This is a genomic window from Amycolatopsis pittospori (genome assembly GCF_013870525.1).
Lineage (GTDB): Bacteria > Actinomycetota > Actinomycetes > Mycobacteriales > Pseudonocardiaceae > Amycolatopsis > Amycolatopsis pittospori.
Genome location: NZ_JACBXD010000006.1, coordinates 64,185 through 77,771, shown reverse-complemented (window position 1 = coordinate 77,771; position 13,587 = coordinate 64,185). Strand labels below are relative to the sequence as shown.

Annotated in this window: 19 protein-coding genes; 10 read left to right on the top strand and 9 right to left on the bottom strand. The window is 65.7% G+C overall.

Annotation, left to right across the window (positions count from 1 at the left end):
* Nucleotides 1-23: 23 nt before the first annotated feature.
* From H5J31_RS05125 to H5J31_RS05110, 4 genes are all read right to left on the bottom strand, one after another.
* Nucleotides 24-1,004 carry a VG15 protein gene (locus tag H5J31_RS05125; RefSeq protein ID WP_181771277.1) on the bottom strand — a complete coding sequence of 327 codons (981 nt, stop codon included), beginning with the start codon at nt 1,002-1,004 and terminating at the stop codon, nt 24-26.
* Nucleotides 1,001-2,458, bottom strand: coding sequence for a phage portal protein (locus tag H5J31_RS05120; RefSeq protein WP_328701380.1), 1,458 nt, complete (start codon nt 2,456-2,458; stop codon nt 1,001-1,003). Before H5J31_RS05120 ends, H5J31_RS05125 begins: the two co-directional genes overlap by 4 nt.
* Before the next feature lie 532 nt (nt 2,459-2,990).
* Nucleotides 2,991-4,682 (bottom strand): terminase large subunit, encoded by a 1,692-nt coding sequence (locus H5J31_RS05115; RefSeq protein ID WP_181771276.1) that lies wholly within the window; start codon nt 4,680-4,682, stop codon nt 2,991-2,993.
* Nucleotides 4,642-5,100 carry a phage terminase small subunit P27 family gene (locus tag H5J31_RS05110; protein ID WP_181771275.1) on the bottom strand — a complete coding sequence of 153 codons (459 nt, stop codon included), beginning with the start codon at nt 5,098-5,100 and terminating at the stop codon, nt 4,642-4,644. The genes H5J31_RS05115 and H5J31_RS05110 overlap by 41 nt, the downstream gene beginning before the upstream one ends.
* 29 nt (nt 5,101-5,129) lie before the next feature.
* Between H5J31_RS05110 and H5J31_RS05105 the strand changes: the two genes are divergently transcribed.
* On the top strand, nt 5,130-5,672 hold the full coding sequence (locus tag H5J31_RS05105) for a hypothetical protein (RefSeq protein WP_181771274.1): 543 nt from the start codon (nt 5,130-5,132) through the stop codon (nt 5,670-5,672).
* Nucleotides 5,673-5,851: 179 nt separating this feature from the next.
* On the opposite strand, the gene H5J31_RS05100 is transcribed toward H5J31_RS05105, so the two are convergent.
* From H5J31_RS05100 to H5J31_RS05090, 3 genes are all read right to left on the bottom strand, one after another.
* The gene (locus H5J31_RS05100; protein WP_181771273.1) at nt 5,852-6,211 is read right to left on the bottom strand and encodes a hypothetical protein; all 360 of its coding nucleotides are present in this window, start codon (nt 6,209-6,211) and stop codon (nt 5,852-5,854) included.
* Nucleotides 6,212-6,221: 10 nt separating this feature from the next.
* Nucleotides 6,222-6,959, bottom strand: a complete 738-nt coding sequence (locus tag H5J31_RS05095) for an adenine nucleotide alpha hydrolase family protein (protein ID WP_207897467.1) — start codon at nt 6,957-6,959, stop codon at nt 6,222-6,224.
* A 761-nt stretch (nt 6,960-7,720) separates the two neighbouring features.
* On the bottom strand, nt 7,721-8,851 hold the full coding sequence (locus H5J31_RS05090; protein ID WP_181771272.1) for a DUF932 domain-containing protein: 1,131 nt from the start codon (nt 8,849-8,851) through the stop codon (nt 7,721-7,723).
* A 167-nt stretch (nt 8,852-9,018) separates the two neighbouring features.
* Between H5J31_RS05090 and H5J31_RS05085 the strand changes: the two genes are divergently transcribed.
* The 9 genes from H5J31_RS05085 (at nt 9,019) to H5J31_RS05045 (ending at nt 12,354) form a co-directional block, all read left to right on the top strand.
* Nucleotides 9,019-9,309, top strand: a complete 291-nt coding sequence (locus H5J31_RS05085) for a hypothetical protein (RefSeq protein WP_181771271.1) — start codon at nt 9,019-9,021, stop codon at nt 9,307-9,309.
* A 131-nt stretch (nt 9,310-9,440) separates the two neighbouring features.
* The gene (locus H5J31_RS05080) at nt 9,441-9,599 is read left to right on the top strand and encodes a hypothetical protein (protein ID WP_181771270.1); all 159 of its coding nucleotides are present in this window, start codon (nt 9,441-9,443) and stop codon (nt 9,597-9,599) included.
* Nucleotides 9,596-9,802: a hypothetical protein gene (locus H5J31_RS05075; protein WP_181771269.1), complete on the top strand. Its 207-nt coding sequence runs from the start codon at nt 9,596-9,598 to the stop codon at nt 9,800-9,802. Before H5J31_RS05080 ends, H5J31_RS05075 begins: the two co-directional genes overlap by 4 nt.
* 162 nt (nt 9,803-9,964) lie before the next feature.
* Nucleotides 9,965-10,411 carry a hypothetical protein gene (locus H5J31_RS05070; RefSeq protein WP_181771268.1) on the top strand — a complete coding sequence of 149 codons (447 nt, stop codon included), beginning with the start codon at nt 9,965-9,967 and terminating at the stop codon, nt 10,409-10,411.
* Nucleotides 10,404-10,667 (top strand): hypothetical protein, encoded by a 264-nt coding sequence (locus tag H5J31_RS05065; protein ID WP_181771267.1) that lies wholly within the window; start codon nt 10,404-10,406, stop codon nt 10,665-10,667. Before H5J31_RS05070 ends, H5J31_RS05065 begins: the two co-directional genes overlap by 8 nt.
* On the top strand, nt 10,664-11,071 hold the full coding sequence (locus H5J31_RS05060; RefSeq protein ID WP_181771266.1) for a hypothetical protein: 408 nt from the start codon (nt 10,664-10,666) through the stop codon (nt 11,069-11,071). Before H5J31_RS05065 ends, H5J31_RS05060 begins: the two co-directional genes overlap by 4 nt.
* Before the next feature lie 8 nt (nt 11,072-11,079).
* On the top strand, nt 11,080-11,454 hold the full coding sequence (locus H5J31_RS05055) for a hypothetical protein (protein WP_181771265.1): 375 nt from the start codon (nt 11,080-11,082) through the stop codon (nt 11,452-11,454).
* 100 nt (nt 11,455-11,554) lie between these two features.
* Entirely contained in the window at nt 11,555-11,956 is a 402-nt protein-coding gene (locus H5J31_RS05050; protein WP_181771264.1) for a helix-turn-helix domain-containing protein, read from the top strand.
* Nucleotides 11,956-12,354: a hypothetical protein gene (locus tag H5J31_RS05045; RefSeq protein ID WP_181771263.1), complete on the top strand. Its 399-nt coding sequence runs from the start codon at nt 11,956-11,958 to the stop codon at nt 12,352-12,354. The genes H5J31_RS05050 and H5J31_RS05045 overlap by 1 nt, the downstream gene beginning before the upstream one ends.
* A gap of 44 nt (nt 12,355-12,398) precedes the next feature.
* On the opposite strand, the gene H5J31_RS05040 is transcribed toward H5J31_RS05045, so the two are convergent.
* Nucleotides 12,399-13,217, bottom strand: coding sequence for a hypothetical protein (locus tag H5J31_RS05040; RefSeq protein WP_181771262.1), 819 nt, complete (start codon nt 13,215-13,217; stop codon nt 12,399-12,401).
* Nucleotides 13,218-13,317: 100 nt separating this feature from the next.
* On the bottom strand, nt 13,318-13,578 hold the full coding sequence (locus H5J31_RS05035) for a hypothetical protein (RefSeq protein WP_181771261.1): 261 nt from the start codon (nt 13,576-13,578) through the stop codon (nt 13,318-13,320).
* Between the last annotated feature and the right edge of the window lie 9 nt (nt 13,579-13,587).

Genomic DNA, 13,587 nt, shown 5'->3' with positions numbered 1-13,587 from the left:
GGTGTGCGCCTGGCGGCGCGGGCTCACAGCAGATAGCCGTAGCGGCGTAGCGCTGCGATCAGCTCCGGGCGCGACGCGCCGGAGAAGTCGCCGATCAGCTGGCCCGCCGTCGGACGGGCGAACTGGGACATGCGGTAGCGGTGGCCGGGCTGCGTGCGTAGCTGGCCCATGCGGATTCCGGCGAGTCCGCGCGAACTGATGCCCTGGGTGGTGGTCCAGCGCCCGGCTATGGGCATCGCGGCCCGGCGTGCGTTGACGACCTGGGACAGATCAGCTCCGGCTCTAATGGCGGCGGCGTTCCCGGCACCGAATCTCGAGTTCTGGTCGTGCTCAGTCATCGCGTCGAACAGCGCACGCGGATGGTTGGCGAGATTCTCTTCGCGCCACTGTTCGCGGGTCACCGGAGTCATCGTGCAGTCGCACCGCGGATGCCGCCGGAAACCTTGGGAGTACCGGTAAAGCCGTCCCGCCAGGATGATGCAGCGGTCGCACGCAGGGAGCCGGACGACGCGTTCATATCCGGCCGCGCGGGTGTCGGCGATCAGCTGGACGTGGGTCGCGGTGCGCCCGGCGTCGGTGATCTCCGTGGCCGTATAGGTCAGCGCCCGCCGCAGCCCGCTCAGCAGGGCGTCGGCGGTGGACATGCCAGCGCCGATGTCGGCGAGCAGCCGGACGAACAACAGGTCCGCCAGGGATGCCAGCGGCAGCCCGGTCGTCGTCACCCCGGCGAACGCCGCCGGGATGACAGCGGGCGGTTGCGCGACAGTAGGTTCGTCGGCCAGGACGTCGGAGACGTAGGGGGCAGCCAGTGCGGCAGCGTTGATCTGCCCGGTGCTGATCGCGGAGACCAGCACCGGGGCAACCTTGGCGGCGAAGGTGGGCCGCAGGCCCTCCGGGTCCAGGCCGCGCCACGCGCGCTGCACCTGCTCGACCTCTCGCCGGACGATCGCTTGCGTGGAGTCGAGGTGATCGATCCCCAGCGTCGGAGCGAAGGCCGTAGTCATCGCGGTCCGGCCCCCGCGGGAACCGGAGCGCGGGCAGAGGTTGCCGGCTGGGGCTCGGGCGTCGGCTTGACCCCGTACTCGCTGGCCGGGTCGTACATGGCTCGGGTGACGTCCTCGCGGTCTTCGCGTTCCATGTCGAGGATCTGGGCCTGGGTGAAGTTCAGCGTTCGGCGGGCCATCCGGCGCGGCACCAGCTTGTCGGCCTGGTAGAGCTTCACCACGGCGTCGGACTTCTGCGCGAACGTCGGCGTCGCCGCGTCCGCCCACACCGTTTCCATCCACCGCGCGGAATCGGGCACGGAGCCGTCGCGCACCAGCAGGACGAGCCGCATGATCCGTTCCCATGCGGTTTCGAAGCCCTTAATGCGGCGCTCGGCGCGCTTGACGTGGCGGGCCTCAGCCGCACGGATTCCATCGGCGCTGGCCGGGTTGTCGCTGGAGTAGCCGAGGTTGTGGAGCGCCATCCCGGACACTGTGGACACCTGGGTCGCCAGCGCCCGGAGGGTGTTGTGGAAGTTGGTGAGATCCGCTTCGGCAAACTGACCGACTTCCGCACCGTCGTCTTTCTTGGTCTTCGACGTGGACCAGATCTTGCCCGCGATGGTTTGCCAGACCGAGACCTTCTTGCCGTCCTTATCGGTGAAGTCGTCCTCGTCGAACCCGAGCGCCCAGCGGCGCGGCATCGCGTGAAATTCCGCGCTGATCATCATGTCCGTGGCGACCTTGCAGGCCGCGTCCGACAACGGGATCACGTCGGCCAGCTCGGACGTTCCCAGCGGCGCCCACAGCTGCGGCCGGTTCACGATCGGCACCACCAGGACCTCACCGAGGCCGTGGTCGTCACGGGAGACCTCGACGTATCCGCCGCGCTCCGGCGAGACAACGAACGTCACGGTGTAGTCCGGCAGGTAAAGCGTGAGGTAGTAGCGGACCTGGTCGTCGGGAAGCTTGTCGTGCCACCGCTTGATCGCGGCGACCACCCGGCGCGTGGCCGGATCGAGTTCGACGTGCACTTCCAGCGGCGACTCGATCGTCACCAGCGGGTATTTCGCGTCAGCGGCGCGGGGATTACTGCCGACGATCGCGTACGCCCGCTTCATCACCATCGCGGTGACGTGCGCCTGCTGATACCCGGCGTCCAGGTCGTTGTACTGGGCGACGTGGTCCAGCTCGATGTCGTTGGCGGGTTGCCCGCCGAGCCGGAAGCCCTGGAGGTCGATCCGCTCCTCCAGCGCATCGACGACCAGACGCGGCCAGTTGATGACCACCTGGCGCACCCGCTCATCGAGCGTATCCACCAGCTCGGGGTGCATGTACGAGAGCTTCTGAGCGCCCTCGTAGTAGTCGAGCAGCTTTCGCAGCTCCGGCAGCTCGTTGTTGTGCCAGCGCACGAGGCGATTGATCCACTGCTGATCTACCAGGGACGGTGCGTCACCGATCGCCAGGGTTGCCACCCCCAGCGTGATAGATATGAGGAATGTCGTTGCCCTTGCCCGTTCAGGCTGCGGTGATCAGTGCCATCACCGCAGCCGTTGTCACTCTGCTGATCGAGTACGCAGCCAAGCCGCGCCTGGAGGCTAGGAAGGATCGGATTGTCGAGAGCTTTCGAAATCGCCGAGATTTTCAGCGACATATGCTTTTGACCATACTTCTAGCTCGCGAAGTCGACAGCGAGGATGATTTAGAAAAGGTGACCTCGACACTCCGTGCGACTATAGATAGCTCGCTAGGCGTCGCTTACCATGTTGAGTTCCTGCGCTGGAACGTGACGACCGAGTTCCTTCGACGCGGACTGGGGATCCTAGAAAATAGGACCCCTCGGAGTTCGCCGCCGGAAATAGCATCCCAGGCGAATGAGCAAGTGAGGTATGCCCGAGCTGCGTGGCATAGGCCACCTCTTTCTTGGCGTAGGCCGTTCGCCTACAAGACGCTTGAGCAGTTCGATGACCTAAAGAATGGCAAGGACCCGTTGGATGACCTGCCGTCCTAACGGACCACCATCCGGCCCGAGCGATTGTGCTTCTGCGCCAGCTCGCGCCACCTGGTGATCGCCATCGCGGCGGTCGGCACAGCGTCGATGCGTTTCCCAACCGCCTGGCGGTCGGGCTTGTCCGGCCGAATTTGGTCCGCGTCTCCGGGCGGGTGGCGGACCTCGACCGCGTCGAAGCACCACGCCGAAACGGGGTTCGCGTGATGGCTCCAGCCGCGCGACTTCGTGAGCGCCATCAGCTCGGTCATGCCGAACGTGAGCCCCCGGTAGGTCTGCGGGATCGGCGCGAGGTCGAGGCGGGTCTTCTTCTGGATCGCCTGCCGGACCGGTTCGCCGGACCACTCGTCGTATCCGGCCGCCATGATCTTGAACGTGGTGCAGTCGGCGGCGATGTCGGCGTAGATGACGTCGTAGTCGATGACGTCGCCGGGCGTGACGGTGATCCATCCGCCGTCGGCCCACTGGGAGACGCGGCCGTTGGTCCGGCTATCGAGGAACGTCACCGCGGATTCGGGCAGCCAGAACCGCCAGAGCATCGACGGCTTGCCGTCGAGACCGTCAGGAACGAGCAGCGACCACGCCGTCATGTCGAGCTTGGCCGCGAGGTCGAGACCGCCGTAGGCCCGGCGGCCCGCCAGCTCGGCGCGCAACCAGTCCGGGGCCGGGGCGACGGTCCCGGCACACTGCCGGTACAGGTGCATCGGCATCCAGCGGTGAGCCTGCTGGACCCACTGATTGAGCCGGTACTGCCGGAAGGCGTTTTCCTTGCTCGGGTCGTTCTTCGCCTCGGCAGCTTCCTGCCGTAGCGAGCGGATCGAGAGGAAGTCGCCCAACGCGGGGTTGGCCAGCGGCCAGTTCTTTTCGTCCCAGGGGTCGGCGTCTTCGGGGACGTTGCGGACGTAGGCGAAGCGGTGCCGGGCGCGGTCCGGGTCGTCCTGGATGCGGACGCACTCGTCGTGCTCGGAGCGGGCGAAGCTGGCCGGGTCATCTCCGGCCGTGGTGGCGGCGATCATCATGGGCTGCGCGCGGGTGCCCATACCGGTCCGCATGGCGTCCCACAGCCGGGCGTCCCGCTGGGTCAGCACCTCGTCGAAGACGACGCCGTGCGGGTTGTGTCCGAGGTTTCCTGCCGCGTCGGCCGCGACGACTTCGTAGTAGCTGCCGGTGCGTTCGTCGATGATCCGCTTGATGTGGTCCTTCACAACCAGGCGTGACGACAGGACCGGGGAGAGCTTCACCATGCGCGCCGCGACATCGAACACTTTCGCGGCCTGGCCCCGGTCCATCGCGCAGCCGTAGATCTCCGCGCCCTCCACGCCGTCGCCGACGAGGAGGTAGAGCGCGATGAACGCCAGCAGTTCGCTCTTGCCGTTCTTCCGCGCCAGCTCGATCCAGCCGATCTGGTACCGGCGGACGTAGGACTCCCAATCGGGGTCCCACGTGACCTCGCCGAACAGCGGCTCGATGATGTCCTTGCGCTGCCACGGCGCGAGTTCAAACGGCCGGCGAGCCCACTTGTCCTTCGTGTGGACACACAGCTCGGAGCAGAACGCGACGGCATGCGCGGCGCGCGGTCGGCAGAAGTGATCGCCGCGCTTGCGGCAGGTCCGCCCATCAAGGGTGAAGCCGCACTCCGGCAGCCGGGGCTTACGAGAGGAGGCGCTCGGCGCTCGGCCCCTTGGCGGCACCGGGGGCGTCAACCTTCAGCTGCGAACGATCGGACGGGGTGAGCCCGAACCTCGCGCCGTACTGCGCGAACGTCGTCTCGGCCTCGCGCTGCACAATCAGCGCGGGGTTCTTCACGAAGCCGTTCGGCCCCTGCACCAGCAGCGCAGAGCCGTTCACGAGCTTCGTTGCCTGCCGGTACCGGGCCAGCGCCTCGCACACGATGACGAAAGCGTCGACGTCCCACGCAGTGAGCACGCCGACGGCGATCAAGCCGGGCGCGAGCCGGTCCCACACGGCGCGGGCGTCGTCGGACAGCTCCTCGGGCGCGGTGACCTCATTCTCGGGCGGGATCGGCTCAGCGTGGTTGATCCGGTCGGGGCGGTCGCCGTGGAGCACCTTGAGAGCGGTCGGCTTCGGCTTGGCTCCACGTGCTCCCACTGGTCACCTTCTTTCCTAGGATTAGCCGTATGTCAACTTCGCCGTGGTGGAGCCAGTTAGCAGCGACGTCAGTAGGTGGCGTCCTCGCCATGCTTGGCGCAACATTGACTACACTTTTCACGACTGCCCACGCCGGGCGCCGTCAACGGGCGGAGCTTGAGCACGATTTGCGGCTAGAGCGAGAAAAGCTCCACTATGAACATCGATTGCCGATCTACCTTGAGATCATCGCGATAATCAACCGCGTGGATCACGCGATTCCAAATACTCGGCCAGAGGTCTACCTGAATGATCAGGTCTACCGCGAACCCATAAAGTGCGACGAACTGGAGCAGTTGTTCAACCGTCTGGATGAGATAGATTCTCCTCTTTACGTCCTGGGCGGTGATGACGTACTGGGAGCTCTGACCGAGTTTGAAGCAAGTGGCGAGAGACTTATCGCCTCTCTTAGGAGGGGGTATACCCAATACAAAGAAGTAGCCAAACCCTTGGCGGACGCGATGCATAATGCTGGGAATGCTCTAATTGAAGAGATTCGTAGGGAAATGGGTGCCGACATGGTCCGTGGATAGCCGGTGGTGAGGTCCACTGCGGGCACGTGGGCCTCACCACCAACATTAGCGGCTAGGTGCCGGAGCTGCGGCCACCGGCCGCGCCCGCCGCGCGAATGCCGAGGCGACGGGCCGCGCCACGGATCATGGCTCCGCTGACGTTGACGAGCGAACGACGCATGTGTGCTCTCCTCCTTCCTCTAGTCGTCTTCCATCGGTACGCCGAGCACCTTGGCTACGGCATAGCCGTCCATGTACTTGTCGCCGATGGGAAGCAGCTTCGCGTTCCGGAGGAACTTCTCTTTGTCCTCTCGGGTCTTGAAGCACACGGCGATCCAGTACTCGGAGTCCGTGGCGAGACGGAACCTTTCGGCTTCGCGCTTCGCGCGGTCCCTGAACCCTTGCTGTAGGGCTGTCAGCTCCCTACGGGAGTCCTCCGGTACATCGCCGGTGTACTCGACATCGGCCAGTGGGTCCGGCTCCGGGTCCGCGTTGAGCTGCGCCAGGAGATCAGCATTCGATCCGCCCATCGGGGCGGCTGCTCCGGCGAGCTGGGCCATCAGGTCGTCGTTAGAGTCCGGCACGGAACAGCTCCAGGTCTGCCAGCGGGAACCACTCCAAGATGCGCTCGTAGTCCCGAGGAAAGCGCTCCTTGATCGGCGCCAGGAACCGGAGGTCCAGGCCGTCGAAGGTTCGGTTGAACAATTCGTAGTCGACCGGCAGTGGACATCGGTTGTCAGCCAGCGCGGCCCGGACGTGCCGGATGCGCCAATCCCATACCGGGCTCACCTTCATCACGTGCGGCCGGAGGGGGCCGTGGCCCTTCATCGCCGTGCGACGGTTCGGCGAGTCCGCGGCACGGATGCCGTCGGCGGTGAAGGTGATGTCCGGGTCGAGGTCGTAGTACTCGCTGCACAGCACCCGCGAGATCTCGACGTAGTCCGGCTCGGGGAGCTGCGCGGCTTCGATGATCAATCGCCGTTCCGGGACTTGGAACGTGAGGTTGTTCAGCCACCGGAAAAGGCTCGGGTGTGGAAGCTGCGGGATCGTGGTTCCGAAGAACTTCTCGTAGTCCGCCAAAGACTCGTCCACGAACTCCAGACCCGGCACGAGGTACAGGTGAAACGGACGGATCTCCACGCCCGCGTCCCGAAGGGCGAGCCAAGCGGCGAGCGAGTCCTTCCCCCGGCTGAACGCCAGCAGCACGGGAATGCCCTTGCGGGCCAGCTCCTCCCGGATCTCGGCCGACGGGGTCACCCCGTCGATGAGCACCGGGGCGGTCTGGTCGGCGGTCGGGTTGATGGCCACCGGCTACCACCTCCCGGTCGACGTGCACGGCGGGTGTCGGAAATGTGTCGGCACACGGACGGGCCTGGCTGACGATCGGCTTTTGCCCCTGGGGGGAGGGGTAACCCCCTGGGGTCGTCGACGGGCGCGGCCGGGAAGTGCCGGCATGGACCAGGTGCCCCGGCCTCGTCCGGCGTGCTCCTGCCTACCAAGCTCCTCCACGGGTGGCGGGGTGCCGGGAGGTGTGCCGGTTGTGGCATGCCTGGCACAAGCCCCGGCCATGCTCGGGCCGGTTGGGGTCGAGCCCTTGCCGGACCAGCGATCGGCGGGTGACTGGCCAGTGATCGGCCACTGTGGACGGCTGTCCACACGGTCGGCCCTCATGCTGCGGGCACCCATCGGCACACCTGCACACGGGGTCACGGGTGAGCACTGCGGTACGGAATGCCCGGTGTCCTGCTGTGCGGTACCCCTGCTGTGCAGGGTCGAGCCGACGGCGGGTAGCGGCCTGCTGTGCATGATCGGCACAGCGGCCCCCACCGGGGGCAGGCTCACCACAACCGGGCACGGCGCACGGTGCGGGGGCACGGTACGGCATGCCTTGCCCCCTGTCTGCCCTACAGGGCAACGGAAATACACCAGGGGTGGGGACACCGGCGGGACGGAGATACACCCCTGTACGGGGCACTCAGCGGCCGGAAATACACCAGCGGCAAGAGGTTCCGGGATAGGGCAGTGCCCCCCTGCCTGTTCGGCAGAGGGGCACTGAGCGGCACGGTGGGTCACTTGGCGGCCACGATGTCGAGGGACTTGGAAAAAGCGGTGTGCTTGAGCTTGTTGTACTGACCGAGGAAAGCACGGTCAGCCCTGGCCAGTTCGGCGGCATCAGTGCCGACTCCGGGGATCGGGATCTCCCAGTCCAGGTACTCGGTGATGGAGTTGTAACCGGCCCACACGGTGCCCCGGATGTTCTCCTGGGTGTCGGCATTCTTGAACAGACCATTGAGCGAGTCCCAGTGGTCATGCTCGGGCTTTTTCCAGTCATCCAGGGGCTTCGAGAACTTTTCCGGCCACACGGCCTTGATCAGGTCACCGAAGGTGTCAGCCGACATCTTGGTGTTGATCATGCTTTCGGCTTCGGCCTTGAACACCTCTGTCCACTCGAAATTGATCTTGAGGGCTTCACGGGCTTCGGCGATCCGGCCCTGTAGCCCCTTGCTGTGCCGGAAGGTGTACTCACTGCGGAAGTTCCGGAGTGCAGCCCTTTCAGTGTTGGCACACACCACCCGGACCGGGGTGGTGACACACTTGAGCTTTCCCTGTCCGGAGTAGTTGTTGAAACCGGCCATGAACAGGCCGATCTCATCGACACCACCGATGGTCACGGCCTGCGGAAGTTGCATGGTAAGGAAGATGTCCCGACCATTGCGGAGCGATCCTCCGGTGTCGAAAACTGCACCGGAGGTGTCCACAATGGTCTGCATGAACTCGGCGAACTCTTCCGGCTGAATGATCGGGTATTCACCGGACACGATGCCGAGGTTCTGTAGCTCCCCGGTGACGGGAGTAGTCCGGTAGGTGCTCACCCACCCATCCACGGGGAGAAGCTGTGCGGTGTCCTCTTCGGACACCACCAGATCATCGGAACCACGGTCCGGCTCCTGCGGAACGGGGCACTTCAAGGTGTGCTTGGCACCGATCTTTCGGTTGCACTCCTGGCACTTCTCACCGGGCACCACTGCGGTGAGGCCGAGCGACTTCCGGATATTCCAGTTGGACAACTGGGCGAGGTCCAGCACTTCCTGTGCGGTCATCGGACCGGGGGCCACGATGCCGAGCCGGTGCCAGCCCGGCTCACGGGCGGCAGCGAATGCGGTACTGCCATCGGCGAACTGTTCAAGCTCATGTGCCACTGGGTGTCTCCCTGGGGTTGCTGCCTTGTTGACACCACAAATGTCCCTTGAGGCTGGACCAGTGTCCACCAGATGTGAAGTAGATCACACACGGTGGACGATAGTCCAAGCAGACTTGCATTCTGAGTTGGTCAACAAGGCAGGACTCCAGCAAGGGAGACACCCGAGTGAAGCTCAGGATGGGCCGGAACATGCACCCCAAGCGGGCATTTCCGGCGAGGCCGTACTGGTCGTCGCCGACGACGATTGAGCAGTTGTCCTTGGAGGAGGCCGACAAGGTGGGCCGCGCTGCCTACTACGGCAGCAACGACTGTGCGAACGGGCGAGGTGGCGTAATCGGTTGGGAGCACCTCACGCGAGAGCGCAAGGACTACTACATCGGAATTGCGGCAGTTGTCCTCACTGTCGATGCGGAAATTCGAGGACACATCATCGTTCCGCGGAGCGATGACAAGTGAGTTGCTATCGGCAGGTCGAGGCCGACGGCCGTTTGGTGACCGCATTTTGCTACTGCGGTTGGACTGAGGAGCACAGCACTTGGGAGGCCGCCGAACGGGCGGCCTCCCGCCACCCGGTTCCGGTTCCGGTCATGTGCAGCACCTGCGCGTACGAGCCGCCAGCGGAGGTATTCGAGGAGTTCGAGCGCGGCACGATCGCGACTCGCGAGGACTTCGACGATCGTTTGTCCGCCCTGCACATGGCTTTCGACGGCGCGCACTACGCGAACTGGTGGGAGGTCGGCGAATGACCAGCGGCAAGTGCCGCCGCCCGGTGCGGGTTGAGGGGACGGTCGTCTTCGCGGACGGCCGTACCCATCTCGTCCGGATCTTCTCCGGCGGCTTTCTCCAGTACGCGGGCACTGCTGAGCAGTGGCGCGAAGCGGAGCCCGTCTTGCAGGCCCTCGCGGCGGCGTTCTCCGCCGCGATCAAGGAAGAGGAACGACATGACTGAACCGGTACGTCGGGTAAATCCTGCGTCCCGAGTGGACTACTCGGACCCCGAAGTCGTGGAACTGGCGAACACTCCGGTTGGGGATCTCGTCGACGACCACAACAGCGGGCGGGGCGATCGCTTGGCACTCCTGTTCGAGATCGCAGATGAGGAGGGATGGTCGTGAAGTCCATCATCTGCGGCACATGCAGCCGCGCGCTGGACACGTTCTCGGACGCGTCCGGTGACCGGTACGTCCACCCGGCTCATTTCACTGCCGACCACGAACCGGCACCGATCGAAGCGCCCGACGGCTGGCGCGGGCACTGCGACTTCTGTTTCAGTGACAAGCCTGTCGCGGTGTTGCCCACGAACGATTTCATCGTGCCGCACATGCCGGATCACCTCAGCCGAGGCGACTGGTCGGCGTGCGGGATGTGCGCAATGCTGATCGAGGCCGGGCGCTGGGAAAGGCTGGTCAAGCGCGCGGTAAGGAAGTCTGCGGACATTCACGGTGTCCCGGTGGACGTGGCGATGCTGATCGTCACGACCGCGATGTACGAAGCGTTGCGCGAGAACATCCGCGGACCGCTCCTTCCGCTCGCCGAGGAGGCGGGCACCGATGGATAAGACGCTCGCGATCGTGTCGGTGAACGTGGGCGACATCGTCCAGATCGGTATATCCAGCAACTACTTCCACGTGACCGACGTCCGGGAGCCGACGCACCCGGCTGCGCCCGGCCTGGTGTGGCACGGCAGCTACTTCCGGTGGTCCGAAGGTCACTGGGGCGAGCCGACGCTGGTCCACATGCACGAGGGCATGCCGATGCCGTACGTGTGCGACCAGGCCACGCGCGAGATGTTCGGCTGGGGTGATCTGCCGTGAAGCACTCGCCAGTCCACAGCGGCTGCCAGGTGTTCCACTTCGCGGCCTGGCGGTGGTGCATCAACCGCGCGCAGGAGCTGTTGGAAGTCCACGAGTCAGTGGCGACGTTCCACGAGCACGCATCGCTGGCCGGGATGGAGCAGTTCCTGACGCTCAAGCCCGCAGCCGAAGGCCGGATCAAGTTGATCGAGGTCAAGGTGGACATCGAGTACGCGATGACGAAGACCGATCTCAGCGATCCACTCATCATCGCGCCGCTGAGGAGTCCATCCGGCGAGGACTTCGGCTTGTTCCCGATCGACGGGTGGCACCGGATCTACCGGGCGCTGTCCGAGGGAAGGGAGACCTTGCCCGCGTACCTGCTCAATTCCGCCGCCGAAGAGGCCATCCGCATTCCCCTGTAGGAGAAGTTGTGAAGTACGAAGTCCTCGTGATCGAGGAAATTCGCCACACGGTGCACGTGACCGTGGACGATCCGGCGAAGGCTCAGGACACCGCTCTGGGCGTGGTCAACCGTGGGATTTTCGAGGACGGCATGTCGACGTCCACGCAGCGGGTGGTCGGCGTTAGGCGGCTCGACCCGACCGGGCCGAACGTCCGGATCGCTTCGCATCTGGGCGCGCGGACGCACGCTGCTTACCGCAGCGGGTCCGTCAACCCTCTGTGCTCTGCACGTTCGCAGGACGGATGGACCGAGCAGACGTCCGATGCCATCGACTGCCAGAACTGTCTGAACATCCGGGCAGGCCGGGGGCGCGCGGGAAAGAACCCCTACTTCCACGAGTGAGTGAGGTGAACATCCTGTGACAGGCGACAGCCCCGGTCGCGTGGCGGCCGGGGCTATCGTGTCTTCCTGCAAGGCGTCAACAAGGCAGGGAGACACCCGGATGATACGAGACCCATCGATACCCCGGCTGGTTTCGGTACCCGAAGCCGCCGAGATCCTGGGTCACAGCCGCTCGCGTGTCCATCAGCTCGTGCAAGACGGGCACCTGCCTGCGGCCTGGTCGGGTAGCACGATCGTGCTGTCGGAGAGCACCGTGCGTCGGTACGCGGCGGGCGAAAGGTTCGGCTTCCCTACGGCCCTCGTGATCCATGCCTACGACGAGACCGCCGACCGTTGGGCGGAAAGCCACCGTAAGCCTGTCGCGCCTGACTACGAGCTGCCGGACAAGCTCCGTGGCGAGGACATCGGCGCCGCAGCCGGCGGACCGTACCGGGTCGAGCTGCTGGACAACCAGGGCAAGACGCTTGCCGTCATGACTGTGGAATCCGAGGCGCGAGGCTGATGGGCGCGATCCTGGATATGCCGCCGGAGGCGGGCGCGTGGCATGTCGAGGTCCGTCGCGAGAGCTTCTACCTGCATCGGGGCGAGGCCGCCGACCTGAGCACATTCCCGACGACCGGCTTCTCCTGCCCTGAGGAGGCGCTGCCCGGTCTCGTGGTCTCGTTGAAGCTGATCATGACCACGAGGACGTACCGGGAGGGCTCGCATCGTCCGGTCGGCCCGTGCGCGATCACGCTCGACTCGGGTCGCGCGAACGTGCATCTCCCGGTGATCACCTATGGACCTCACCTGGAGATCCGGTATGGCGAGATCCCGGCCCTGCTTCAGCGGTTGGAGAGCCTGTTGAACGGGACTTACGGGATGGTTGTCCGGGGCTGTAGCCACATTTCCGGACGGTGATGTCACCGATCTTGCACGCAGGTCAGGGCGTTGGCAAGGCAAGATCACGCGGTGTGGCGTGGCTTACTGGCGTGGGAGAGCGCGAGGTCGCGGACGTCGCCGAACCTGAACACCGGGCGGCCCCGCGCGTTGGTGCCGTGCGGGACGATCCGACCTCGGCTCACCCAGGAGTCCCAGGTGCCGCGCGGGATGGTCTTCCCCAGGAGTAGCCGCGCCCAGCCCAACGCGACGGGCGCGGTGACCCGGAGGTCGACTGCGTACTGGATCATCCAGGTCCGTCGCTCTTCGACGTCGTGTTCGGTGGAGCAGCTGCCGCACTGCACCCGGCGCTGGCCGGGGCGCGCGTAGAGGTGATCGGGGCACCTCTCGCCGTCGACCAGCGCGTCACACGGTCCGGCGTAGATCCGGTCGGGTGGGCGGTCGATGACCCGGCGGACCCGAGCGACGACGTGAGTGATCTCGTCGTGCAGCTCGTCGGCGGCCGGGTGCAGTGCGAGCAGTCCGGGCAGTCCGAGTAGCCATCGGACCGTGCCCGCGGTGGACCCGGTCGGCGGGAGCAGGTGCGGGTTGCACTCGTGCACCTCGCGCGCCCAGGTCGAGATCGTGGAGGCGAGGACCCAGCTGATTTCGCTGGCTCCTTCGTGGAAGGGCATCGGCATGCTGGCCGAGGCGGCGGTGGCGTCGCTGCTGGCGGCCATCGTGTGCTGCCGGGACAGGGTGATGCCCAGCTCGGCGATCAGACCTCGTTCGCCGTCGCGTGAGACGAGTTCGCGGAGAGCGCCGAGCAGTTCGGCGAGGCAGCCGCCGCACAGCATGTCGTGGGTGGGGCGTCCGCAGCCGGTGACACAGGTACGTTCGGCCACTATCCGAGCACCACCCAGAGCACCGCGAAGACGACGAGGCACAGCAGGCACATCGCGATGAAGACGAGTTCGGGCCAGGACGTCGGAGGCCGCCGGTGGGTCATTGCGGTTCCCCGTATCCGGCCGCGTGCAGCAGCGGCAGCAGGTCGGCCAGCTCCAGCCGGACCGGCATCGTGTGACGGGGATCGGCGGCCCGCACGATCTCAGGGTCGCGGGCTGTCTCGATGAGCGCGGCGAGGTCTCCGGCGGGCAGCCACGCCCACCAGTCGCCGGGATCGCTCTTGCCATCGCGGCGCTGCACCAGCACGCCGTAGTCGGCTCCGGCGGCCACGGCCTGCTCGGTGGTTTGGCCGAGGATCACGGCGACGTC

Coding starts and splice junctions, on each gene's coding strand:
- H5J31_RS05125 (WP_181771277.1), bottom strand. CDS start 1,004: ATGACTACGGCCTTCGCTCCGACGCTGGGGATCGATCACCTCGACTCC.
- H5J31_RS05105 (WP_181771274.1), top strand. CDS start 5,130: ATGTCAACTTCGCCGTGGTGGAGCCAGTTAGCAGCGACGTCAGTAGGT.
- H5J31_RS05100 (WP_181771273.1), bottom strand. CDS start 6,211: ATGGCCCAGCTCGCCGGAGCAGCCGCCCCGATGGGCGGATCGAATGCT.
- H5J31_RS05080 (WP_181771270.1), top strand. CDS start 9,441: ATGTGCAGCACCTGCGCGTACGAGCCGCCAGCGGAGGTATTCGAGGAG.
- H5J31_RS05075 (WP_181771269.1), top strand. CDS start 9,596: ATGACCAGCGGCAAGTGCCGCCGCCCGGTGCGGGTTGAGGGGACGGTC.
- H5J31_RS05065 (WP_181771267.1), top strand. CDS start 10,404: ATGGATAAGACGCTCGCGATCGTGTCGGTGAACGTGGGCGACATCGTC.
- H5J31_RS05050 (WP_181771264.1), top strand. CDS start 11,555: ATGATACGAGACCCATCGATACCCCGGCTGGTTTCGGTACCCGAAGCC.
- H5J31_RS05045 (WP_181771263.1), top strand. CDS start 11,956: ATGGGCGCGATCCTGGATATGCCGCCGGAGGCGGGCGCGTGGCATGTC.